A 24,577-nucleotide genomic window follows, 5' to 3' on the forward strand; every position below is an offset into this window, starting at 1 on the left:
ACACCAGTTTTCCATGGCGCGCGACACTTGGGCCCGGCGACCAGTCGTGAGCCCGTATTTCCATCCTATCGGGGAACAGCCGCCCTCCAAGTCTCTGATTGGTTTTCGGGCAACTCGCTCCTGCGATTACCCCATGTGGACGCCCCCTCGGCGCATCGATGTGCCAAAGTGAAGGGTGTTGAACAGCCATCATGAGCGAGGAAGCGTCCGATTGAGGTAGTAGAATTGTGCCGCGTTGTACTTGTGGTCAAATAAACCAGCGCGGAAGTCGTCCGCTCCGACGCATTCGCTGTCTTTCCAGCATTTGAAGTGGAAGCGCTCGAACGTCGTGAGCTCAGTCTTCAGCGTCTCTGTTGCCTGGTATTCGTGGTAGTCCTCCACGTGTCGATGAACGGCCTGGGCTTCGGGCATTGCTTGTCCGTCACGTTATCTTTTCCGCACTATTGCGCCGCGAGGTGAGGTGCCGTTTGATGGTCCGCGGATCGACGGCCGTTGGCATCGGAGTATTGCTGAAATTCGTCGGGGCCTCCTCGTTGCCCGGATAACACTGGAGCGCATCCTGAACATGTTCGAGACCAGCGCTGAGGTCGAGGCCAAGGGTGTGATGCTCGCGACCTACCGCATGACGCCGCTCAAACCTTGCCATCTGATCGGGCCTCACGAAGCTTCGCTGAAGATAGTCGAGGCGAACGATGTCGATGCCCATGACGCATTCAACCGGCAGTTCCACGAATTCATCTAGTACGCGACGCACAACTCGTTCATGGCAGAGCAAGCGCAAGATGTGCGCGCGTGGATTAGCGTCTTGTCGCACGCAATTGCGGCAAGGCGATTGCATTCGACGCTCTCGTGATGAGCACGAGATCATCACGCAGCGGCTACGGAAGGGACGGCGTCGATTGCCTTGCTGCAGGAGTGCAGGCGCGGGGGGGGGTGATCTCTTGCTCTCTCAGCGCGTGTACGGGTCGCGTTTATCTCACGCGGAAAAGCGCGGCGCATCCCAAAGGCTCTGAGGCTTGCTATGGGAGACCACAGATAAATTTCCTTTCGTTCACGCTTTAACGCTCCAGCGCCCCAATGAAATCCATGCGTTGGCCTTCGGCTGCGATATCGTCAAGTCAGAGTTTCCCGCAGAGATCCAATCAGCCCCTTAGTCGGTTTTGCAATGCCTCCCGGTCCGGTATCAGGTTGTTAAGGTTCAGCAGCTCTGGTCGCTGTCCTTGCATCAATTGCCCAACAAGATCTCGTGTGCCGTCCACCACGTAAACGCCGCAATCATAGCCGTTCCGCTGCTGGGCTATGCGGGCTCGCACCAGAGTGGCTCCCAGCCGTGTTGCGAGCTGCGCTGCAGGTTCATCGTTGTGTCCCAGGGCAGAGTCGTAGTGATAGGCGACCGGCTGACTTTCCCGGTTGCTGCGATCCACCAGCAGCAGTGACCAATGACTGCCACGGCGATCAGGACCCTTACCGGCATCGCTCACCGGCAGGAACAGGAAGTCGGCTGTATCCTCACCATTCCTAAAGACGATGCGCTGGAATGCCCGCATCATGTCCAGCGGCTGCGCGGCCAAACGAAGCTGCTGGACTACAAGGGGATCCACGAACCGCGTCCGCGCCGCGAGATTCGGATCGATCGCGACCAACTCCTCCGCTAAGAGCTCATAATCCCTGTGGATGTGCTCGTCGCCTAGCCAGGCTCTTGCGCCGAGCACGCGCCCGCTGCGGTCTTGGGACGAGGCATCATCACGCAGCTCCTGCGGAGTGGCGGATAATTCAACCGGATAGCCAACACCGCGGAAGAAGTCTGACGACGGATTGCCTGCAGGCGAGGCGGCCGATCCGGCAAGTGCCCACCATCCAGCTTGGGCCGGATCGCCCCAAAGCTGCTCCTGATCATAACTGATAGGTTGCGACCCGGCAGGCTGATTCGACCGTGACGACGCCCCAGACCAGGGCAGGTTCCACCCGACAGGTCCTCGCCCTCCAGCTTCGTCTACATCGCCCCAAAGCCGCTCCTGATCGAAACTGACAGGTTGCGACCCGGCAGGCTGATTCGACTGTGACGACGCCCCGGACCTAGGCCGGGTCCACCCGACAGGTCCTCGCCCTCCAGCTTCGTCCACATTGCTCCAAAGCCGCTCCTGATCATAACCGCCAGCTTTCGAGCCGGTAGGCCCAATCCCCCAACCAGCCTGCTCGGTGGAGGCTACACCCATTGCTCTATTTGTCTCAAGGAGCTTTAGTTGCTTCCGAAGCGTCGGCAGACTCAGTGGCGTGCTATTACGTCCTACCCTTTTCCTGAACTCCTTATGATCTGCAGTCAACGACCGTTGCTGCGCATCACTGCCGTTGATCCGGCTCATTATGCTCCCCCTGTTCTCGCTGCGGAGCCAACCACTAAACGTACGCTGGGCCCTGGCGAGGTCGAGGACAATTTCTTTTTTTTGGCCTCCAATGCGCTCGGCGTCATTAACCAGGCCTGCGATGATGCGATCGTCATCGGAATAAGCCACCGCGAACCGCTCGACTTGCTGCGCACCTTGGGGATGCAGTTCTCCGCCGACAGAAGGACGACTACGCTTCACCAAATCCATGTGATGCTCTGAAGAGACCACGTCGGATGCCGAGACGCCGGACGACTTTTCGCTACGACTCCTCCCAAACGCTTTGCCGAGCCCTGACCTAATACGCGAAAGCAGTCCACGGCTTTTGCTATCCTTCGTCTTCGCAAGAGGACGCACTTCCGATGGCGCGGTATAACGTGAGCTGCTGAACGGCCTTTCACGCAAGTCAGACTGCGATGCCCTAGCAGCTGAGCCACCAATGTGAGCACGAGGCAGGTCAACGCTGTGCCGCCCGCTGCTAAGCCAGTCTTCCCGAAGGTTGGACCGCGGCGGCATCCGCATCGAACCGCCGATATCGGTACGCCGAATCCCACGATGCGTCTGCGTCGGCCGAGTTTCGGGCGAGCCATCCTCTTTGGCGTCAGCATCAGGCGAACCAGCCTCAGCCCCACTCTCACCAGAGGAACTGAGTTGCAGTTCGCTCAACCGCTGCTCAAAGCCAGCTTGGTCCGCATGCATGTGGCCCGACTCTTGCCGCGTCCGCTGCTGCTCTTGCAAGGCAGCGTACTGATGCATCCAAGCGTCCGTATTGAACCATCCGTTGTAGTTAGGCTCCATACCACTTCTCCTCATTGAGATAAATGCTCATAGCTGCTTCGGAGCTAAGCTCGACCGAACGCGCAACAGAACGACAGACATGCCCTCTCCCGGAGTTTGCGCATTTACTCACCTCCTCCTGAAAGCGGCTTGCGGCAGATCAGGATTGCACTTGGTCTGCGCCGACGCGAGACGTCCGGCCTTCACAAACAACCCATTCCGCTCCGGCTTCAATTTGGCATTTGGTCGCAACCTTCGGTATGAGATTACAACCTCACGCTGCGTGCGATTCAAGCCCTGAAGGCGAGCTAGGGGTTCAGTCTCAATTGATCCAATAGGCGAGGACGGCGGCGAGGTGGACGGCAGCCAAGAAGTTTCTGGCGAGTTTGTCGTAGCGAGTTGCGACACGCCTGAAATCTTTGCTGAAGCTGTGGAGGATCACCCTGTTGGATTTGTTTGGAATGACGGGCTTCGCGCCGCGATTGAGGATTTCGGCTCGAAAGCCGTCGCCGTCGTAGGTTTGGTCGCCAATGAGGGTAGACATGGGCGGCGCGAGTTCCAAAAGGGCCGGCGCTGCGGCAATATCTGCGTCTTGACCCGGAGTGAGATGAAATGCGCAAGGTCTGCAATCGGGGTCGCTCAGCGCGTGGATTTTCGTGGTCCGCCTGCCGCGCGGGCCGCCGATCGCCTGTTCATGCTCCCCCTTTTTCGCCGCTCACCGAGCGATGCGCCTTGATCGATGTGGAGTCGATCGACAAAGTCACCTCGTCCTTGCCGCCGCGCGCGAGCGCTTCAAAGATCGCCTGCCAATGTCCGCGCTTTGACCAGCGATTGAAACGATTGTAGATCGTCGTGTAAGGAGCATAGTCGGGCGCCAGCGCGCTTCGCACTGAAGCATGTGAATGATACCGCTGATGAGGCGTCGATCGTCTTCGCGCGCCGGCCCGGTCTGGTTCGTTGGCAGATGCGGCTTCATCCGAGCCCGCTGCCTGTCATTGCAGCCAGAACAGCCCTCTCCGCATCGAAGTCCCCCCGGCCGAATCAACTCGGGGCGGGGGAAGATAATTAGGTACAGACCCTAGCATTACAGTTGCTATTTGCGGTGAGCTCTGAATCCATGGGTGACCATGATTCGGGATCTGATGATTGGTGACGCGTCGGTTGAAGATACGCTGACGCTGTGGGCTTCCTCGTTGCGAGAGGCCAAGCAACGCATCCATCCGCTGTTTACGCAGGAGCGGGTCGCGGCCTCGGCGGGGCAGTTTCTCGACGGCCTGTTGGGCAACGAACAGCGCAAGATGGGTTGGATGCGGGCGGAAGCGGCCGGCGATACAGGCCCGTGGCGCCAGCAGGCGATCCTGGGCCGAGGGCAGTGGCATGCCGACGCGTTACGCGACATTGTGCGTGAGTACGCGCTGGAAACGCTCGGCGATGAGGACGCGGTTCTGGTCATCGATGAGACCGGCTTCTTGAAACAGGGCAAGGCCTCGTGCGGGGTCGCACGCCAGTACACTGGCTCGGCGGGCAAGATCACCAACTGCCAGATCGGAGTGTCCGCCTCCTATGTGTCGCGGCATGGCCATGCCTTCATCGATCGCGCGCTCTATCTGCCAAAGGAATGGACGGAGGAACCCGCTCGCCTCAAAGCCGCGCATGTACCAAGCGATGTGGACTTTGCGACGAAGCCCAGATCGCGGGTCGCATAATTGCTCGCGCGATCGCCGCCAAGGTGCCGTTCTCCTTCGTGGCGGCGGACAGCGTGTACGGCACCGGAGAGATCGAAACCCTGCTGCGCAAGGCGGGCAAAGGCTATGTTCTGGGCGTTGCGTCCAAGCACGTGTTCCGTTCCTGGGGCAAGCAGCAGCCTGTCGCCGGCACCGCCGCCGCGATCGCGCAGAGCCTTCCCAAGAAGGCCTGGCGCCGCCTGTCGTCCGGCGCAGGGACCAAAGGTCCGCGCTGGCACGACTGGGCCTATCTCGCGTTGGCCGATCTCGATGTCAGTCAATACAACGTTGAGTTTGCCGGGGAATGGACGCGGGGTCTCTGATCCGCCGCAACATCGCCGACAGCAGCGTGGCTTTTTTCTCCACATGGTGCCCCAAGGGCACGTCCATGCAGAAGCTGGTATCGGTGGAAGGCCATCGCTGGGCCATCGAGGACAGTTTCGAAACCGCCAAGAACGAGCTCGGCCTTGATCACAACGAAACCCGCTCCTGGCATGGCTGGCATCGCCATGTCTCACTCGTCATGCTTGCCTTGGCCATGATGGCCGTTATCCGTCATCAAGCCAATGCTGAGCCAGCACTCAAAAGAACGCGACGTCGGCGCACCAAACATCGTTCCTGATCCGCTGGTCGATCCAGGAAATCCGTCGTATCGCTATCAAGCTCGCTCAACGGCGCATCTCGATCGCCCGAGTTCTCGCATGGTCGCTCTGGGCGCCGAGCCCACCAGGCCGAAGCTCGCCGCGCCCACCGCAGACGAAAACTGCGACTGTAATGCTAGCTCGAAGAATGCCAGCACGTCGAGCTCCGCCTCATCCTAGGCGGAGATTTCCTGCGGCTTGTTTGCCGCTGCGGTTCGTCACCACCTCGTAGCTGACCTTCGCGCCTTCAACGAGCGAGGTATAGCCGGCCTTCTCTACCGCCGAAATGTGCACGAAAACATCTTAGCCACCATCTTCCGGCGCAATGAATCCATAGCCTTTCGTCGGATTGAACCACTTAACAGTACCTAACGCCACGTCATTTTGCTCCAAAAAGAAAAAACACCTTCTCATCTAAATCAATCAACGACCCTGCGGCAAGTCTCTGCGCGAAGTGGCAAGGAATCCATTATCTCGCCTGGTCGTGGGTCTTGGACAGAAAGACAATGCCCGGCGTTATCGTCGTGCGAAGTACAAGCACCTTGAAATGGGCAGACATTCAAGAACGACGACGCGAAGGTCACATTTTCTTCGAAAACCGCGTGCTAACTGTCGCCTGGTTGTCGCGGCCGGATGTACGCCGTGGCATCACGGGAGCCCCGGCCTTCATGCTGGGGTTTTTCGTGTTCGGCGAGAGAAGCCCGCCGATTCAAGATGCCTTTGGTGCAGCTTGATTCGAGTAGGATCATGACGCGTCGTAGCCCACTGCGACAATTCTGCTTGGATCTGCTGGAACCATCCGAGGCAGAGCGAAAAGCCGAGTAGCAGGCAAACATGCGCAGAAGATTTACGACGATCCCGATTTCTTCGCTGGCTACAGCCAGTTGCTCCGGCAGGTGCATGGACTGGACGGCGCTCCTGAATGGCCCGCGATCCGGGCCATGCTGCCCGATCTGGGCGGGAAACGTGTCGTCGATCTGGGATGTGGCTTCGGCTGGGCCTCGCGCTGGAAGCGCGAGCAGGGTGCGGCCTCGGTTCTTGGTCTCGATCTGTCGCAGAACATGATCGGGCGTGCCAGGGCGCACACGGCGGACACCGCCATCGAGTATCGCATCGCCGATCTCGACACACTGGACCTACCTGAGATGGCTTTCGACCTCGCCTACAGCGCACTGACCTTTCACTATGTTCAGGATTTTGGCCGCCTCGTGCGCGTGATCCGCAACGCGCTGGTTCCTGATGGGCATTTCGTCTTTACGATTGAGCATCCGATCTTCATGGCAGCGGCACATCCGCAATGGATTTCCGATGAGGAGGGCCGCAAAACCTGGCCGGTCAATCGATATTCCGTCGAGGGTGAACGTCGGACGGACTGGTTCGCGAAGAGCGTCTCCGACCGTCGAAAGAGGCGGCCAGCATGACGGACGAGTGCCTGACCAACAACCAAGCGGCTTTGGCGGGCCGCCTCGTTGCAATCATGAGAACAATGATTCAGGCCGCGAACGAGGCGGGCGTGACGCTTGAGGCTGCGGCGGTCAAGAATCTGAGCAAGATTTTCGATCGCTGGCCTCGCGAACGTACTTACCCGGCGCCACTCGACAAGTCCGCCGAAGCTGAGGAGCAGTTGCCCCGCGATCTCTATGTCGACGTGTTCGAACGCAAAGTTCGCGGCCAGACCTACGTGTTTCAGCGTTGCAACGGCCTGAACATTGGCGATCGTCTCACCGACAACGCCATGATGGCCGATGACTACCGCTTTCATGACGTCTTTCACTACGCCTACGTGGCGGTTTTGACCTGGTCGCCTGTCATCCGCGCCCTCTTCCGACTCAAGCGCAAGAGCGATCCCAAGATCGACGAAGCGCAGGATGGAGCCCGAGCTACGTTGATCGAAGAGGGCGTGGCGACATGGATATTCGGGCAAGCCACGGCCTTGAACTTCTTCGCCGGCGTCAAGGCTGGCGAGCTGCCGTTCGACAACGCAAAGAGTTGGAGCGCGTCCAGCGGGACTTGGATCGAGCGATCCAAGCCATCCTAGACGGCGTGCCCGGCGCTCAGCTCAAGGACAAGATTGGTGGCCTTGAAGCCCGCAAGGCAGAGCTGACTGAACTGCTGGTAAACGCTGAGGTGCCTCCGCCTCTCTTGCATCCGAACATGGCGGAGATCTATCGCCAGCGGATTTCCGCTCGAACAAGAAAGCCGACAATGTTTGAAACATTAAGCCGTAAACCCAACGATCCCCTGCTTGCGCTGATTGGGCTCTTTGACGCAGATCCCCGACCAGACAAGATCGACCTTGGGGTCGGCGTCTATCGCGACGAGGGCCGGTCATTCGCCGATCTTTCGTGCCGTAAAGACTGCGGAGCACCTGATTTGCGAGACCCAGAACACTAAGGCGTACGTGGCGCCGGAGGGTGATCAAACATTCCTTGATCTGCTGTGGTCGTTGGTTGGCGGGCATACGGCAACCATCCACGCCTCTGGTGTGCAGACACCCGGTGGCTCGGGTGCTTTGCGGCTCGCGGCCGATCTGATTCGCGGGACCGGAAGGGGTAAGATCTGGCTAGGTCAACCGAGTTGGCCGAATCATGCAGGAATTTTCTCGGGTGCCGGTCTTCCGGTCGAGACTTATCCATTCTTTGATATTGCCTCGCAGACCATTCTAGTTGACAGCATGATAAATGCACTAGAACGGGCCGAGCCCGGCGACGCAGTTTTACTCCATGCTTGTTGTCACAACCCGAGCGGCGCTGTGCTGACGGCGGAGGACTGGTGTCGGATCACCGCGATGATCGCTGCGCGCGGGCTTACGCCGCTGATTGATCTTGCCTATCAGGGTTTCGGTGCCGGGCTCGACGAAGACGTCGCCGCGCTTCGTTCGATAATTTCTGCCGTTCCAGAGGCGCTTATCGCGGTATCCTGCTCGAAATCACTTGGACTATATCGCGAGCGTACGGGCGCGGTGTTTGCGGTCGCGTCTTTGCAATCAGCTTCAGAGACTGCTCGGTCCAATCTTGTTGCTATCGCCCGCGCCAGCTACTCAATGCCGCCCGATCACGGCGCCGCAATCGTGAAGACCATCCTCTGCTCCCCCGAACTATGCCGGGACTGGCGTGAAGAGTTGGAATGGATGCGTCATCGCCTCCTCGCGTTGCGAAAATCTTTCGCCGACGCATTGGGAGGAAGATGGTCGAATGCCGTCGCCATCGGCTCGCAAGAGGGCATGTTTTCCATTCTGCCCTTCTCTCAGACCGAGGTGCTGAAACTAAGGGAAAAGCACGGCATCCACATGCCGACGTCAGGCCGCATCAACGTCGCCGGCTTGAAGCGCAACGATGTGGCGCGTGTCGCGAGCGCGATCAAGGGGGCTGTGGTTTCCGCACTGGGAGATGGACCTTGATAGAGGCCTCAGACCGCCGTCAAAGGTTCGAACCCTACTGGCCCGCCCGCCAGATCATCCCTCCAGGCGTATCCACGAACTCCTGCCTTGGAACTGGCGCCCTCAGAGCATCGCTCACGCCGCCTAACCGCAATCGGCTGTCCGCCCAAAGCGACCTGACCAGGGCCGTCGCCGGATGCGTACGCCCCTGACTTCAATCCGATCGAGAATGCCTTCGCCAAGCTCAAAGCGCTCTTGCGTCAGGCCGCAGAACGAACCGTCGAAGGCCTCTGGACCGCGATTGGTGGCATCATTGATCGCTTCACAGCAACCGAATGCCGCAACTACTTCATCGCCGCAGGATACGCTGCAACATGATCGGCGAATGCTCTAGCTTGCGCCGCGGTCTCGTCCACGTTGGCGAGCTTTAGCTCGAGCTGCTCCAGCAATGCGCGTCGCTCGAGGACTGTCCGAACTGCTCGTGGCGGAGCTTCTTGATCGTGAGTTTGAGCTTCCCGATCAGCAAGGCCCCTGGGCTTCGGCTTCCGCGGCCAAACAGGCGGCTCGCTCGGGCGAGCCTCCCGGTGTAGTGTCCGGGAGAGCCGCCCCAGCCAGCTCCATTAGCCCAAGCCGGGATCAGCCAGTCGACTCTGGAGGGACCGCCGATTAGCGACGAGGTTGTCAAGGTGCAGCGGCTCGTGCGCTGGCCGCTCTCCTTGGGCCAATCGTCGAACCAGCGCCCGCGTGCCGTCCACCACAAACACGCCGCAATCATAGCTGTTCCGCTGCTGGGCCATGTTGGGTGACTCCAGGCGGGCGCGCAGCCGTCGTGCGAGCTGCGCTGCCGCCTCGTGGTTGTGTCCCCGGACAGAGTCGTAGTGATAGGCAACTGGCTCTCCTCGCGTGTTGCGATCAAGGAGCAGCAGCGACCAATGCGTGCCGAGGCGATTAGGATCCATAGCGTCGTTCACTGGCAGGAACAGGAAGTCGGCCGTATCATTGCCATTTGGATCGTAGACGATGCGCTGGAACGCGCGGAGCATGTCGGGCTCGGCGCCAAAGCGCAGTTGATAGTGAGCTACCAGGGGGTCCACGAACTGCGTCAGGGCGGCGAGTTCCGGACGGCCGCGCCGCAACTCCTCCGCCAGGAGCTCGTAATCCCTGTGGATATGCTTGTCGCCCAGCCATTCCTTGGCGCCGAGCTCTAGTCTACTGCGGCCGTAGGAGGAGGCCGTCGGATCCATCTGAGCATCGGCGGATGTGGGCGGGAAAGGCGCAGAACGAGCATCATCACGCAGCTCCTGCAGCGTGGGGGGATTTAGATCAATCACCTGCGGTCTGGGCGCATCCCGACCAACAAATGATACAGAACCAGCGTAGGTGTCTGAGCGAGCCCTGGCAGGATCGGCTGGCGCAAAGTGAGCATCGTCGCGCAACTCGGAGGGCGTTGGCGCATTCAGATCAACAAATGGCTCAAGACCAGCGTAGGTGTCTGAGCGAACCCTGGCAGGATCGGCTGGCGCAAAGTGAGCATCGTCGCGCAACTCGGACGGCGTTGGCGCATTCAGATCAACAAATGGCTCAAGACCAGCGTAGGTGCCCGAGCGAGCCCTGGCAGGATCGGCTGGCGCAAAGTGAGCATCGTCGCGCAACTCGGACGGCGGTGGCGCATTCAGATCAACAAATGGCTCAAGCCTGCCCTTAGCATTTGACGCGGGCCTGGATGGTGATCCTGGTTCTTGCAGCTGTTCACTCAACCAAACCCAAGCTCCAGCGCTTAGGCTGGCCGGCGTTGAGGGAAGATCCTGCGAAGAGCCGGAAAACCGATCGCCCTGCGCGGCCGGCGAGCTCGGCTGCTCAGGGCCTGGCAGCCCCAGCTCTCGGTTCGCCTCGATGAGTTTCAAGTAGCTGCGAAGATGCGACAAATCGGGACCGTGTACTCTGCCTCCAGTCCGTTGGAATGCTACCGCGTCATTGTCGAGGGATAACTGCTGCCTGCTGGAGCCGTTTAGTCGCCCAATAATGCTCCCTTTGCCATTCTCTCTAAGCCACGCACTCAGCGCACGAAGACGTGTCGCCCGCTGTTGCGCAGACTGCCTCAGCTTCGCAGTCGGGATTTTAAGATCTTTCAGGGCTTGGCTCAGCGCGCCCTCGATGAAGGGCGCATCTTCTGGATGAGGAACGCGGTGACGGGGGGCACCGAGAACGCGGGGTTCGGGTGCTTCGACATCGTCCCCCCCACGTAGCAGCCGCTTGAGAACGTCCAGAGCCGATCTAATGCGGTTCTGGGGATCACGACCCAAGCTCCTGTACTTCGCTATTTCCTCATCCAGCGATGAACCGTCTCGCAGCCGAGAAGCTACAGGGCCCCCATGACTTGCGTTGACCCAGCGGACGAAAGTCCTAAGCCCGGAAACACTGTTGTTGATGGCCCCTGGGGTGAGCTTGCGCCCCTCGGCGTCTACACGAAACCTCGCCAAGAGCTCCGCGTCTTCGGCCGGAAGCTGCTCGCCGATCAGCTCGTCCGGCGACGACACCGGAGCTTGCCTCTGCGGTGGTGACGTCGCCAGTTGATGGGATGGGGTCTGCATCAGCCGCCGCTCAACCGCGTCGCCCTGCGGAGGCGGCGAGGAGCTGGGTCCGTCCATCGTCTCCAAAAGCAGATCCTGCTGGCTCGCAGGCAGAGTCTCCGGCCAGCTGACAGCTCCGTTCGACCCGCTGTGCTGCGCAGTCGCGGTGAGGGTCGGCTTCGTCTCGGCGCGAACCGCGTCTTCGAGATCGGGAAGGGGGCGAATATGACGCAGGAGTTCGATCGCTCTAGCACCCGCCGGCGACCTCAGGAGATGGGCCAGTGCGGCTCCGGCTTTTCTGCGGCCATGGGGGTCCGCCTCCTTATACCGACTGACATCTTCATCCAGCGAGTCGTGGCCAAGCCGAGCAGCAATGCCGGGCTTACCGTTTTCACGGAGGTTATCACTGAAATCGATAAGAAGAGATGCATAGCTCCTGGCGGTGTTGGCGGTGCTTGGGGCTGCTTCTTCCTTGTACCTTTTGATGAGATCAGCATCCTGGGGATAGGGATTCCGCTCAACCCGGCTTGCAAACGGCGTGATGCCGCCCGGCGATCGGGAGGCTCGAAGATGATCCAGTGGGGTAGCGATGGCCTGCTCCTCCTTCTCGGCGAACTCCTGGGCATCCTTGTCCAGCGACTTGTCGTAAAGCCGGGAAGCAATGCCCGGCTTGTCGTTCTTTACGAGCCAATGCCCGAAGCTGAGAAGACCACGTAGATTGCGACCGACCGTGCTCTCGGAGGCCCCAGCCTTGATGAGTGCCGGCCTGAGCCCCTCAATAAGAGAGGCATCTTCGCAATAAACAGGATCCAGGCTGCTACCTGCGAAAACCAAATTTGCATGGCCGGGCGGTAGCGCCGAGGCATTCAGCATCGTTCTACCGCCTTGACCGTGCGGAGGCGGCGTAGATGGGTGCCCGCTCGCCCGCATGATGGGAATCTGCTCGCCTGGCACGAGGATGTTGCTGTAACGTTCATCCGTCAGCTCGTCGTCCTGGTGGCGCCAGTTCACGGGATTAGGGGACTCTGTAGGATTCAATGCCAGGCCATGCCGCGGTGGCTGAAGACACGACGATGCACGGGCTTCGTCGACCGTCCCAAAGAATAAATCTCGATCATCCCCCTCAGCGAGTGCCGCTGGCCAACTGAAGGCGGGCTGCGCCCCGCCCTGCTTAGCCGCGGCCTCAATGCCCCCTGCCCGGGCAGTGATTGACGCGACTCCGCCCGGCGACTGAGAGGCGCGGAGACGATCTAGTGCGGTAAGAACGAGGTGCCTGCGACCTTGATCGAAGATCGCAGCGTCGCTGCTGAGCGATTCGTCGTTAAGCCGAGCAGCCACTCCCGGCTCGTTTTTTGCAAAGAGCCACTGGCTGAATCTGCGAAGAGGACGAACATAATTCGTCTTAGCGGTGATCTCCTCGTACCCAGCCTTAACGAGTGCTTCTTGAAGTCCGGAAATCAAGGGCGCGTCTTCGGGATGAAAAGGCGGACCGTTGAGTTTTCTCGCTCCATTACGGAGATGATCAAGTGCCGCGCCGATACTTTTGTTACCCCCAGCGTCCTTGTAGCGCTCGATCTCTTCATTGAGCGGTTCGTCCTCGTTCCATTTCTCGTCCTGAAGCCGAGCAGCAATGCCAGGCTTGTTGTTTGCACGAAGGTAGTGGCTGAAATCCGTGAGAATGGATGCATAGGTTTTGGCGGTACTTGAAGTTCCGGTTGCCACTGCTTGCTGTCTGTATTCTTTGATGAGAGTTCCGTCCTTGGGATAAGGAGTGAGGTCAGGGCGGCCTGCGATCAGTACGACTCCTCCCGTCAATTGAGAGGTCCGCAGATGAGCTAGTGCCCAAGGGACGTTCGCCGTCCCACCTTTGGTTATGAACTCCTCGACATCCTTGTCCATCGACTCGTCATGAAGCCGATCAGCAATGCCCGGCTTGTCGTTTGCAAAGAGCCAGCGGCTCAAGCTGAGCAGATAACCGACGTAGCTCGCGGCGGTGCTCTCGGCGGCTCCAAGGAGCGCCTGCTTAAGGCCGGAAATAAGGCGCGCATCCTTAGCATAAAGCGGCTCCTTGCTGCGACCTACCAAGACCCAATTTGACTGAGCGGTCTGGAGCGCTGCGGCGCCCAGCACCGCCTCATCCGTTCCGGCATGCGCCTCAGATCGCGATGCCTCCGCTTGATGGGCGCGGACCTGCATGAGCACGGGAGCAGACGGGACAGCGATCTCGCTCAGCTGCTGCTCAAAGGCAGCCGCATCTGTGGACGGAGCCGGTGAGCTCTCTTGCGGGCCCGCGGTGCCCGATTGTTGACGCACCCAGTTGGTGGATTCGAACTTCATTCGTTCTCACTTTCGGACTATAGGCCAATTTGAAGTCTGAGGTCGGTTGTGATTTGCCACGGAATCGACTCGGCAGCATCGACCCCAGCAGAAAACTATCGTGAACGCCCTAAAATGCCGCGTCGAAGCACTCCGACCGCGCGCTCCAGTCTTCTTGCAGCGATCGCCAGCTATGATCGCTTCTGGAGACCCTGCTCTATGTGCGATATCTGTCGAGAACCTGACGCGGAGCCGCCGATTTCCTGCAGCGGACACGCAGGCTGCCCCATGGCCGGAAATCGATAAGGAACCACCCGAAGAACGGTTCTGTGGGCGTTATTGAGCCTTCTTGAGCCTTCTTGTATGATCGTGCCCCCGTGGCGTGGTGTAGCTGAGTACGGGTCACCACGTTCGCCGGCATGGGCCGGATCGGTCAGCTGGCGATAGTCGGAAGGCTGACGGCGGGATCATCGCCCAACGGGGAGCGATGGTTTCCAGTGTCATATAGCGTCCACGCTCGACGCCCCACCCGTCATTCTGCTCGAGCAGGATCGCGCCGACCAGACGGGTGATGGCGTCCTCATTGGGAAAGATGCCGACCGCTTCGGTCCGCCGCTTGATCTCACCGTTGATGCGTTCGAGCGGGTTGGTCGAGTGCAGCTTGACCCGGTGTGCGGCCGGGAAGCTCATATAGGCGAGCACGTCGGTCTCGGCCTCATCTAGGAAGCTGGCGAGCTTGGGCAATTTGGGCCGCAGTTGGTCGGCGACCCTTCGCCATTGGGCACGCGCTGCTTCAGCGTCGTCCTGGGCAAACGCGGCGGCGGAGACGATGCGCCGGCCGCTCTTGCCGGCGTGCGTTCAAAACCTGAAGCGCTTAAACGTTATAATGACGCGGCCGATGCAGCGGCCGCGATCAATGCCCTATCCGATAGCGAGCTGGTGCGGCTAAAAGCGCTGGCACGGTTGCGGAGCTGTGACCTGCCAGGAGGCCTCGGCTGGAGCGACATCCTCCACGAGGCGATTGCCCGCGTCCTCGACGGCTCCCCCGGCCAGCCTACGTCCCATTCTAGCGTTCCTGTCGGGCGTGATGCGCAGCATCTGCAACGACCATTGGCGGCGTGCGCGACTCGAGCGAAGGCTACTTGTAAGCCGCGATGATCCGGACCAGCGCAGCGGGCCCGATGACGAGGCCGATGCGGCGCCCGATCAGGAGCGGATCCTAGCCGCCGCACAGACACTGGCCAACGTCTATCGGCTGTTCGAATCCGACCCGCTGGCGCTGAAGATCATCGCGGGCATGGCCGATTGCCTGGCGGCCAGGGAGATCTACAAGAGCGACAGGATATCCGAGCTCGACTACGACACGACGCGACGACGAATGCGACGCCCCCTGCTGCGCGACCAACGGAACTGGAGCAAGTGATGACACGCTGGCATCCAAGCCGCGATCTGGCCCGCCTGCTCGAAGCACTGGGCGAGGAAATTCTTGCCGCGAGCGATGAGGAGGTACGGCAGACCTCCGGCTTGCAAGGATGGACCATCACCAACACCGCCCTCGACGTCAGAGACGTAATAAAGGCTGCGCGCGAGGACGAGAGCGGGAGAGCCTTGCTCGAGATTGTGATCTGAACGAAGGTTTGAGCGAACCCTATACCGGGCGGCCCGCCCGTGGGGGCCGCAGCCCGTCGCACAACCAGCGGCATTGAGCGAGTTCGGGGCTTTAGAATTTGCGGCAGCGCTCACGCGCCGCCGAACTTCCAGACCGGGATGCCGAGCTTCTTGGCCTTGTCGGCGAGATTGTCCTGGATTCCCGTACCCGGGAAATGCATCACACCGATCGGCAGCTCGTTGAGCATCGCATCGTTGCGTTTGAACGGAGCGGCCTTGGCGTGTTTCGTCCAGTCGGGCTTGAACGCGATCTGCGGGACCTTGCGGTTGTCGGCCCATTTGGCGGCGATTAGCTCGGCGCCCTTTGGAGATCCACCGTGTAGCAGCACCATGTCCACATGCTTGGCGTGCACCTGGTCAAGTTTAGCCCAGATCAACCGGTGATCGTTGAAGTCGAGACCGCCGGTCAGCGCCACTTTCGGGCCGGGCGGCATGAGCACCTGGGTGTCGGCGCGCTTCTTCGCGGTCAGGAAATCGCGGCTGTCGATCATGGCTGAGGTCAGATTGCGGTGGTTGACCTTTGACCCGTTGCGCGGCCGCCAGGCGGAATGAGTATGGCGTTCGAACTCGTCGGCGGCCTGGTCGCGCATCAGCTCGAAGGCGTTGCGTCGCTCGATCAATGTCTTCCCTTCCGCCGTCAGACGCTCCAGCTCGACGGATTTGATTTCGCTGCCGTCCTGCTCCCGCTGCGAGCGCTGCTGGGCCAGCTCGTTATCGTCGAGCTCGCGCTCGATCCTGTCGATGGCGCGATGGAAGACGTTTACCATCGACCAGAGCAGGTCTTCGAGGTCGGGCTCAAGACGGGTATCGGACAGCGCCACCACCAGGGCATCGAAGATGTCGGCGACGCTGCCGGCGAGGATTCGCGCTTCAGGAAGCCCCCGGGGATCGGGATCATCGTGGAAGGGACGGTAGCCATGGAGCTGGAGTTCCTGGAGGACCTGGTCGGTCGGGGATGAGCTGTGGTGCGGCTCGAAATCGTTGTCGTGGTCGGCGGTCATTGCGGTTTTTTCCTCGTCGGATCGACCGCGCCCATCGCGGCCTTCATGGCGACGAAAGCGGCAGTCGGAACGGACTTGCACCCGCAGCGCAGCGGAGGGCCGGAGCCTTGGCGGAGGACCGAAGGGGGCCGACTATTTTGTCTCGCGCTGTAAAGGCGGCTCTGCCGCCGACGGAAAATAGTCGGCCCACGAGGTTGCCGGTCCGGGCCGCCTGCTGCCCGATCGCCCTCTCCAGAACGCCGTGGATGCGGTCCTCTGGCGCCGAGGGGAAACACGATCACCGACCATGCGGTAACGAAGCGGCCGCGTCGCCCCTCATCCCGTTTCGGCTAAGCCGCCAGCTCCATAAAGCGCGCGACGTCCTGCGCCGCGATCTGTACGCGGCTTGCGGCCCGAAGGGCGTCAAATCCGAGCAGGCGAAGATCCTCGTTGAAGTCGCCAAGCTGTGGCGAGATCACGATTGCCTCGATGCCGGCCTCCTGCGCCCGATCGATCAAGATCGCCATGGCGCCGTCGCCGGCAGGATCGTCGTCGCGGGCGATGTAGAGCCGGCGCAGCGTGTCCGGGAGGAGGATGGCGGAGAGATGCGCTGCCGAGAGGGCTGCGACCATCGGCATGGCCGGCAGGACGCTGCGGAGCGACAGCATCGTCTCGATGCCCTCGCCGGCCGCCATGACTTCGCCAGCTACGCCAAATCGAACGGCGTGACCAAGCAGCTCGCCCATCGCCCGTTTCGGCGTGTCGATCAGCGCCTTGCCTAGCGTCATCTCGCTGAAGCCGTCGGAGTCAAGCCAGGTGCGATGTGCGCCAGTGAGGTGTCCGTTCAGATCGGTGACGGCGGCGATCATCGCCGGCCAGGTCTCGGTCGGGCTGTGGTCGTCGGGCCGGTAGTAGCAACGTGGGTGAAAACGCAGACTTTCGGTTTCGTGCAAAGCCGTAATGCCGCGATTGCGGAGATACGCTTCTACGAGCGTGCCTGTAATCAGTTGCGACATACCGAAGAGTCGTCGCGCCGCCTCTGGCGTCCCGAGTGGCGCGGGCGATTTTGTCGACCGGAGGCGGTTTGGCTCATGCTCCAATTCTGGACGCCGCAGATTTAGAAAGCGTCGTGCCTCATTGGCGACGTCGCGAAAGTTAGTGAAACCGCAGCTCTCGCGGATTACGTCGAGGAGATCGCCATGTTCGGCCGAGGCGGCATCTCGCCAATGCCCGGCGGCGCCAGGACCGGATTCCGGTCCGCTGAGCCGGACGAACATCGATCGGCCGGGCGTATTGCGGACGTCGCCGATCATCCAGTAGCGGCCCTGGCGCCGCCCATTGGACAGGTAATGGCGGCACACCGCCTCGGCGTCACGCGCGAGACGGCGGGCCAGTTCAGAGGCGCTGTCGCGGGCCATCAGGCGGCCTCCCGCTCGTCGATGCGCGCGACCGGATAGTGGTCGAGCACCTTTGCCAACACCGCGGCACCGGTCGCATCCGTCGGCACAAACATGCGCAGCTTCCACGAGATGATCTCGCTGAAGAGACCGTAGGTGCGCAGCCGGTCACGCATCGTATCGGTGAAGCCGGACAGCTCGATGCGATGGGCGCCCATCACGCGGACACGACGGAGCTGCAGATCCGTGACGACGAAGCTCTCGGCCTGCAGGGTCTCTAGGCCAACATCGTAGAAACCGCTGGCAATGGCGCCCTCGACCTTGGCATTGAGGAGCTGCTCGAACGCCGTGAACAGCACACCTTGCAGGTCTATGGTGAGCGCGAGCAGCCGGTTCAGGAACGTCGTGATCGGCGGCAGCTCGTCCTTGACGCCGTTCGCGTCCATGAGCTTCAAGCCCGTGGCGCCTTCGAAGGTCTGGAGCGAGCAGCCTTCCAACTTGCCGCGCACGAGCAGCAGATAGAGCTGGCGCAGCGCATCGCGGGCGTAGTGGCTCTCAAGATTGTCCTCGGGCCGGAACAGGCCCTGGCCGCCGGTCTGGCGCTGGCCGCGGGTGATGGCACCCAGCATGTCGAGGCGGCGGGCAATGGTCGAGAGGAAGCGCTTCTCCGCCTTCACGTCGGTCGCAATGGGGCGGAAGAGCGGCGGCTGCGCCTGGTTGGTGCGGTTCGTTCGGCCGAGACCCTGGATCGCAGCATCGGCCTTCCAGCCCGGCTCGGGCAAATAGTGGACACGAAGCCGGCGATTCCGCGCCGAGAGTTCGGCATGGTAGCTGCGGCCGGTGCCGCCAGCCTCCGAGAAGACAAGCACGCGCTTCAAATCATCCATAAAGGCGGCGGTCTCTGCGAGGTTGGCGGAGGCCGAACGGTTCTCGACGGCAAGGTGGTCACCCCGGCGCACAACGCGCCGCGAACGTCCGGTCACTTCCGCCACGAGGTCCGTGCCAAAACGCTGCACGATCTGATCGAGTGCGCCGGGAACGGGCGGGAGCGAAGCGAGCCGCTCGATCAACTCATTGCGCCGGGCAACCGCCTCACGGCTTTCGACCGGCTGGCCGTCGCGAAAGACCGGCCGCGACGAGAGATTGCCCTCGGCGTCGGTGAAGGGCTCGTAGAGCTGCACAGGGAAGGAATGGGCGAGGTAATCCAGCACGTACTCGCGCGGCGTGATATCTACGCGCACGTCATTCCATTCCTCAGGTGGGATATCGGCGAGCCGCCGTTCCATGAGCGCCTCGCCGGTCGACACGATTTGGATAACGGCGGCATAGCCCTCGGCGAGGTCCCGCTCAATCGAGCGGACCAGGGTCGGCGTCTTCATGCTGGTGAGCAGATGGCCGAAGAAGCGCTGCTTGGCGGACTCGAAGGCCGAGCGCGCGGCCGACTTGGCCTGGCGATTGAGCGTGCCGGTCTCACCGGTGATGTTGGCGGCCTGCATTGCCGCGTCGAGATGATTGTGAATGATGGCGAACGCACCGGCGTAGGCGTCATAGATGCGCCGCTGCTCGTCAGTGAGCTGGTGTTCGACGAGCTCGTATTCGACGCCGTCATAGGAAAGCGAGCGGGCGGTGTAGAGGCCGAGCGAGCGAAGATCGCGGGACAGCACCTCCATCGCCGCAACGCCGCCCTCCTCGATCGCCTCGACGAACTCAGCGCGCGTGGCGAACGGAAAATCCTCGCCGCCCCACAACCCAAGGCGCTGGGCATAGGCGAGATTGTGGACCGTGGTGGCGCCTGTCGCCGAGACATAGACAATGCGGGCATTGGGCAGCGCGTGCTGAAGGCGCAAGCCCGCACGACCCTGCTGCGAGGGCGCGACATCGCCCCGCTCGCCCTTGCCGCCACCGGCATTCTGCATGGCATGGCTCTCGTCGAAGATGATGACGCCGTCGAACTCGGAGCCCAACCATTGAACAATCTGCCGGACGCGCGAAAGCTTCTCGCCGCGGTCGTCGGACCGCAGCGTAGCGTAGGTTAAAAATAGGACGCCTTCGGCCAACCGGATCTCGCGCCCTTGAGGGAAGCGCGACAGCGGCGTGACCAGCAGACGCTCCATGCCTAGCGCCGACCAGTCGCGCTGCGCGTCCTCGAGCAGCTTGTCGGACTTCGAGATCCAAACAGCCTTGCGCCGGCCTTGTAGCCAGTTGTCGAGAATAATGCCGGCGGACTGGCGGCCCTTGCCGGCGCCGGTCCCGTCGCCGAGCATAAAGCCTCGACGGAAGCGGACGGCGTTCGGTGCGTCGTCACGGGCGGCCGTGACGAGGTCAAACGTCTCGTCTACCGTCCAGGTGCCGGCGAGATAATTGCCATGCGCCTCGCCGGCATAGATGACCGTCTCAAGCTGGGCGTCGGACAGGAGGCCGTCGCTGACAAGGTCGGCAGGCAGGCGCGGCCTGTAGCTCGGCTTCGGCGGCGCGACCGAGGCCATCGCTGCCGCCTGCACCAGCTTGGTCGGGTGCGCTTGTGCGGCGGGGATCCGGATCGATTGCAGCCGGTATTCCTCGTAGATGGCGTCGCTGAGGCGCGCGCCCTCGCGCGGCGTCCAATCAATTGTCTCATAGACGAGGTCCACGGCTTCGGGATCGGCGACCGACGCATTGACCGACTGCGCGGCGGCCCGCGCGAGATAGCCACGCATGGTGCGAAGCGCCCGCGAGGCTGACATAGGAAGCGTGGCGGTTGATGCGACGATCAGGCGAGGTGGAACGTGGTCGCCGATCCAGCGGAGCAGCGTCGCGACATCGGGCGCCATTCCCGGCGACTCCGGGAACGCGTTCGGGTCGTCGGCCGGCGCTTTGTCCATGACGGTGAGGCGGGTCTCGATCGTGGTGCCGTGCTTGGCATAGACCGTGCCGGCGATCGCGGCGGTGAACACCACGCGGCCGCGTTCCTGCAATCGGGCGAAGGCGTCGCGCCAGGCTAAGGCTTCGGGTGAGAAGTTTGCGCCGGTGACCGTGACCAACCGGCCGCCATCAGCGAGACGCGCCAGGGCCGAGGCGATGTGACGGTACGCCGTGTCGGCCATCCGGCCGGAAACGTTCGCCATCGCCGAGAACGGCGGGTTCATCAGCACGACGCTCGGGACGACGGCGGGGTCGAGGTGATCGTCGATCTGGGCTGCGTCGAAGCGCGTGACGGAAGTGGCCGAAAAGAGGGAAGAGAGCAACGTCGCCCGGGTCTCAGCCAGTTCGTTCAGCACGAGCCGGCCCCCGGCGATCTCGGAGAGGATGGCAAGCAGCCCGGTGCCTGCGGACGGCTCCAGCACGCGATCCGCCGCCGAAATGGCGGCCGCGGTCAGCGCAGCCAGGCCGAGCGGGAGCGGCGTCGAAAATTGCTGGAAAGTCTCGCTTTCGGCAGAGCGGCGCGTATGGGTCGGCAGAAGCCCCGCGATCTTGTCCAAGGCGGAAAGTCGTAAAGCCGGAGACGCGGCTTTGCGGAAGAGCGCCTTTCCGTATTTGCGCAGGAACAGCACGGTGGCAGCTTCAGAGGCGTCGTAGGCCATCTTCCAATCCCAGGCGCCCGTCGCATCGGATGCGCCGAAGGCCACTTCCATGGCGGCGCGTAGAATTGCGCCGTCGATGCGTCGACCACGTTCGAGATGTGGGAGGATCTGCTCAGCCGCAGCGATAATGACGCTGGTGGCGCCCCCGGGAGCGTATGCAGGCGAGATCGGCGCGAGCTGGTCGGCCGCAATCGGAGAAAGGTCATTCATGGAGGAAGCCTTAAGGAGAGCGGGAACGGGCGAGCCGATCGGCGCTCTCTCTGGACCGGACCGGCTCAAACCCGTTCCGGCAGCCCTCTCGCTCTCAGCATCAAGGCGGTGCCCGACATGAGATACGGCGCCCCACCGGATGGCAGGGCGCCGCGCACAGAGCATTCCTCAGTATCCAAACTGCCAAGAAGGCCAACCTTAGCCGTCGTCAGCCTCGGCGGCGGCTTCTGCGAGGTAGCTCGCGTCGTGCTTGACGACGGTGACGATGTATTGCCTCATGACGCAGCTCCCTCGATCGGATCGTTTTCGGCCGCGAGAATGGCCTCGGCCTTCGCGATGGCGGCCTCCGCCCGCCGACGCCAAAGCTCGACATCCGCTGAGCCTCCCTCCGGAGCGTGAGCGAGGATCTTAAGCAGACCGAGCAGCACCTCGAAATGGTCGGCCTTGCGCTGGACCTGCTCGTCAAAACGTGAGGGAAACGACAGGGACCGGCCGATATGGGCGGCGTCTTGGCCTTCCCAGGCACCGGTGACATAGATATCGCCGGACGCTTCAACGTTTGACTTGTTGTCGTCCCAGCCCTCGTCGGCGATCGCAAGATCGCAGGCTTCGTCGAGCGTTTCGGCGTCGTAAGTTCGCTGCCGATAGATCCGCAGGCGATAGGTCGTCTCGATGGTGAAAAGGGGCACGAGAGCCTCCATAATAATGCAAAAGCCCGGCGGGAGCCGGGCTTTGGGGTGGATTGGTAGTGAAGAGACGCGGGACGGCCGAAGCCGGCACGCGCGGTCGAGTTATTCGGCCGCGATCATGTGCGGCTCGTCCGCTTCATCGGCCGGAGCTTCCTCGTCGTCGCCGGTGAGGAATTCCGGCAGCGCCTCGTTATCGCTTTCAGACTGCACGGCGTCGGCGCTCGCAGCCTGGTCGACGTCGGCCATTCGCAGAGGTTCGGGCAACCACCCGGTCCCGGCCAGGAGCCGTTCGGCCTCCTTGGCCATGTCGCCTTTCTTCAGATGGTCGATGAGCTGGGCAGCTCGCGCGCCGGCCCCCTCCCCCACCGCCTCGAGGATGCGGCGCTTCGGGACCCGGCCGAGATAGTTCTCGACGGTCGGGCGCCAACCGGACGCCACCATGTCGAGGTCGACGGCGAGAGCGATGCGGTTCGCATCCGCGATCCGCTGCTCGACGGCGTGCGGGGTGGCGCCGCCGCCGTAGCGGTCGCCCTTCTCGTAGAGCGCGTTGACGCCAAATGAGGCGCAGTGCGCAAAGAGCGCCGCCTGCTCGTCGCCCGTGAGAGCCGTGAGCCAGTCCCAGAGATCGGACTTGTCTTTCGGCAAGCGCTCCTCCCAGGTCTTGTGGCGCGCGTCGATCGCCTTGGCCGCCGGAGTGTCCTTCAACTCTTGCGCCTGCACCGGAAAACTCGCGCTGCGCACGGAGACCCATCGCCGAAGCAAAGGAGGAATAGCGGGAGAACACGTCCAGGCAGAATTTGTGCAGCACCGCCTGGAAAGCGACCGAAGGGGTGATCGCCAGCTTGTCGCGCAGCGCCAGTGTCCGCTCCGCCGTGAGCTCGGTCAGAAGACGGTCCGGCAGCGGCTTCACCGCATCGTCATCCTCGTCCTCGGGATCCGCGACCTGCCCGCCGATGGTGATGACGGCGCGCTGGACAGCCGGTGCTGATGGTTCGTCGCCATCCATGGCCGCGGCGACAGGTTCACCGCCCGTGCCCTGCTCCGGTTCGGTCACGGGCACTTCGTCCTCGGGTCGGACGTAGCCGCGATCAACCAAGAGCTTGCCCTCGGCGTCGATGCCGACAAACACGCCCGCGCGGGCGATGTCGGCCGGCTGATAGATGGCGGGTCGATCATTGAATGCGGCGAGAGCCGTCTCAATTTCGCCAAGGCGCAGGTCAACTTCATCGGGAAGCTCATCCGCGCCGTCATGCTCGGCTTCGAGTGTGGCATATTCGGCCTCGAGCGCCTCGATGGTCGCCCGTTCTTCGGTGGTGAGATCGGCGGGCACACCGTCCAGTTCGCGCAAGCCGCGCGTATGGCCATAGGGGAAGTCGATCGCGACCTCGATCCACTTCCAACCTTCGGCGGCGATCGTTTCCGCCTCTACCTTCAGCTTCTCGGCAACCAGGCCGTCGAGCAGAGCAACGTCCTCAAGCCAGCCGCCATCGTCGGACTGGAACAGGTCGCGCAGCACCACGCCACCGGCCGTCTCGTAGGCGTCGATACCCACAAATACGGCGCGCCGGTCGGAGGCACGCACCGTCTTTTCCGTCAACATGCGGCGGATCTGATAGGGCTCCTTGTGCCAAGAGCCGGAGATGGCCTGCCAGACCTGCTCCTGGCGTCCATGATCTGCGCTGACGGTGAAAGCCATCAACTGCTCGAGCAACATGCCATCGTCGGCATAAATTTCGAGCAGCGCTGGCGAGGCCACGGCGAGGCGCAGCCGCTGCTTCACGACATTAGCCGACGTGAAGAAGGCAGCGGCGATATCCTCCTCGGACTGCCCCTTCTCGCGCAAAGCCAGGAATGCCCGGAATTGGTCAAGCGGATGTAGCGGCGCGCGCTGAATATTCTCCGCAAGCGAGTCGTCCTCGGCGAGAATGTCGGTCGCCGGGTCGCGTACGACACAAGGCACCGGCGCGGTCTTAGCCAGGCGCTTTTGCTTCACGAGCAGCTCCAGCGCACGGTAGCGCCGTCCGCCGGCCGGGATCTCGAACATGCCGGTCTCGGCGCCCTCCGCGTCGAGGACCGGACGGACATTGAGGCTTTGGAGCAGGGTACGCCGGGCGATGTCCTCGGCCAGCTCTTCGATGGAGATGCCGGCCTTCACGCGCCGGACGTTCGACTGGCTGAGCGCCAGCTTATTGAAGGGAATGTCGCGCGAGGACGACAGGGTGATCTTCTTAACGGCGTTAGCCATGGGTGATACTCCGCGACGGGCGGCCCAAAGACTCTCT

The 24,577-nt window shown here is 62.0% G+C and carries 11 protein-coding genes and 10 pseudogenes; 10 read left to right on the forward strand and 11 right to left on the reverse strand.

The window, feature by feature from the left end; translation table 11 throughout:
- Window positions 1-189 precede the first annotated feature (189 nt).
- A complete protein-coding gene (locus I6F37_RS33060; RefSeq protein WP_225153844.1) occupies window positions 190-411 on the reverse strand; it encodes a hypothetical protein in 222 nt (73 codons plus the stop codon).
- 106 nt (window positions 412-517) lie between these two features.
- Here I6F37_RS33060 and I6F37_RS33065 point away from each other — a divergent pair.
- Together I6F37_RS33065 and I6F37_RS33070 are read left to right on the forward strand one after the other, a co-directional pair.
- Window positions 518-890 (forward strand): annotated as a pseudogene (locus I6F37_RS33065) (FCD domain-containing protein); the annotation flags it as partial.
- A 2-nt stretch (window positions 891-892) separates the two neighbouring features.
- A pseudogene (locus tag I6F37_RS33070) lies at window positions 893-1,039 on the forward strand (4-hydroxybenzoyl-CoA thioesterase); the annotation flags it as partial.
- Between the two features lie 103 nt (window positions 1,040-1,142).
- On the opposite strand, the gene I6F37_RS33075 reads toward I6F37_RS33070, so the two are convergent.
- Together I6F37_RS33075 and I6F37_RS33080 are read right to left on the reverse strand one after the other, a co-directional pair.
- Window positions 1,143-2,594, reverse strand: a complete 1,452-nt coding sequence (locus I6F37_RS33075; protein ID WP_225153846.1) for a Ulp1 family isopeptidase — start codon at window positions 2,592-2,594, stop codon at window positions 1,143-1,145.
- 889 nt (window positions 2,595-3,483) lie between these two features.
- Window positions 3,484-4,183, reverse strand: a pseudogene (locus I6F37_RS33080) (IS5 family transposase).
- Window positions 4,184-4,288: 105 nt separating this feature from the next.
- Between I6F37_RS33080 and I6F37_RS33085 the strand changes: the two are divergent.
- Window positions 4,289-5,507, forward strand: a pseudogene (locus I6F37_RS33085) (IS701 family transposase).
- Between the two features lie 190 nt (window positions 5,508-5,697).
- On the opposite strand, the pseudogene I6F37_RS33090 reads toward I6F37_RS33085, so the two are convergent.
- Window positions 5,698-5,904: pseudogene (locus tag I6F37_RS33090) on the reverse strand (cold-shock protein).
- Between the two features lie 128 nt (window positions 5,905-6,032).
- On the opposite strand from I6F37_RS33090, the gene I6F37_RS33095 reads away from it, so the two are divergent.
- The 5 genes and pseudogenes from I6F37_RS33095 to I6F37_RS33115 all read left to right on the forward strand — a co-directional run.
- Complete coding sequence (locus tag I6F37_RS33095; protein WP_225153849.1) at window positions 6,033-6,260, forward strand: hypothetical protein; 228 nt, start codon at window positions 6,033-6,035, stop codon at window positions 6,258-6,260.
- A gap of 63 nt (window positions 6,261-6,323) precedes the next feature.
- A pseudogene (locus I6F37_RS33100) lies at window positions 6,324-6,917 on the forward strand (class I SAM-dependent methyltransferase); the annotation flags it as partial.
- A 26-nt stretch (window positions 6,918-6,943) separates the two neighbouring features.
- On the forward strand, window positions 6,944-7,564 hold the full coding sequence (locus tag I6F37_RS33105) for a hypothetical protein (protein ID WP_225153851.1): 621 nt from the start codon (window positions 6,944-6,946) through the stop codon (window positions 7,562-7,564).
- A gap of 167 nt (window positions 7,565-7,731) precedes the next feature.
- A pseudogene (locus tag I6F37_RS33110) lies at window positions 7,732-8,926 on the forward strand (amino acid aminotransferase).
- A 180-nt stretch (window positions 8,927-9,106) separates the two neighbouring features.
- Window positions 9,107-9,283 (forward strand): annotated as a pseudogene (locus I6F37_RS33115) (IS630 family transposase); the annotation flags it as partial.
- Between the two features lie 242 nt (window positions 9,284-9,525).
- Here the strand turns inward: I6F37_RS33115 and I6F37_RS33120 are convergent.
- Together I6F37_RS33120 and I6F37_RS33125 are read right to left on the reverse strand one after the other, a co-directional pair.
- Window positions 9,526-13,812 carry a Ulp1 family isopeptidase gene (locus I6F37_RS33120; protein ID WP_225153854.1) on the reverse strand — a complete coding sequence of 1,429 codons (4,287 nt, stop codon included), beginning with the start codon at window positions 13,810-13,812 and terminating at the stop codon, window positions 9,526-9,528.
- A 412-nt stretch (window positions 13,813-14,224) separates the two neighbouring features.
- Window positions 14,225-14,646 (reverse strand): annotated as a pseudogene (locus I6F37_RS33125) (transposase); the annotation flags it as partial.
- A gap of 166 nt (window positions 14,647-14,812) precedes the next feature.
- Here I6F37_RS33125 and I6F37_RS33130 point away from each other — a divergent pair.
- A complete protein-coding gene (locus I6F37_RS33130; protein ID WP_225153856.1) occupies window positions 14,813-15,214 on the forward strand; it encodes a hypothetical protein in 402 nt (133 codons plus the stop codon).
- Window positions 15,214-15,420: a hypothetical protein gene (locus I6F37_RS33135; RefSeq protein ID WP_225153858.1), complete on the forward strand. Its 207-nt coding sequence runs from the start codon at window positions 15,214-15,216 to the stop codon at window positions 15,418-15,420. Before I6F37_RS33130 ends, I6F37_RS33135 begins: the two co-directional genes overlap by 1 nt.
- A 110-nt stretch (window positions 15,421-15,530) precedes the next feature.
- Here the strand turns inward: I6F37_RS33135 and I6F37_RS33140 are convergent, their stop codons facing one another.
- From I6F37_RS33140 to I6F37_RS33160, 5 genes and pseudogenes are all read right to left on the reverse strand, one after another.
- Window positions 15,531-16,460 carry a DUF2493 domain-containing protein gene (locus I6F37_RS33140; protein ID WP_225153859.1) on the reverse strand — a complete coding sequence of 310 codons (930 nt, stop codon included), beginning with the start codon at window positions 16,458-16,460 and terminating at the stop codon, window positions 15,531-15,533.
- A 329-nt stretch (window positions 16,461-16,789) separates the two neighbouring features.
- Window positions 16,790-17,857: a toprim domain-containing protein gene (locus I6F37_RS33145; RefSeq protein WP_225153861.1), complete on the reverse strand. Its 1,068-nt coding sequence runs from the start codon at window positions 17,855-17,857 to the stop codon at window positions 16,790-16,792.
- A complete protein-coding gene (locus tag I6F37_RS33150; protein WP_225153863.1) occupies window positions 17,857-21,606 on the reverse strand; it encodes a strawberry notch family protein in 3,750 nt (1,249 codons plus the stop codon). The genes I6F37_RS33145 and I6F37_RS33150 overlap by 1 nt, the downstream gene beginning before the upstream one ends.
- Before the next feature lie 275 nt (window positions 21,607-21,881).
- Window positions 21,882-22,295, reverse strand: a complete 414-nt coding sequence (locus I6F37_RS33155) for a hypothetical protein (protein ID WP_225153865.1) — start codon at window positions 22,293-22,295, stop codon at window positions 21,882-21,884.
- 102 nt (window positions 22,296-22,397) lie between these two features.
- Window positions 22,398-24,540: pseudogene (locus I6F37_RS33160) on the reverse strand (ParB/RepB/Spo0J family partition protein).
- Window positions 24,541-24,577: the final 37 nt, after the last annotated feature.

The sequence above is a fragment of the Bradyrhizobium sp. NBAIM08 genome, assembly GCF_020193935.1.
GTDB classification, from domain to species: Bacteria; Pseudomonadota; Alphaproteobacteria; order Rhizobiales; family Xanthobacteraceae; genus Bradyrhizobium; species Bradyrhizobium yuanmingense.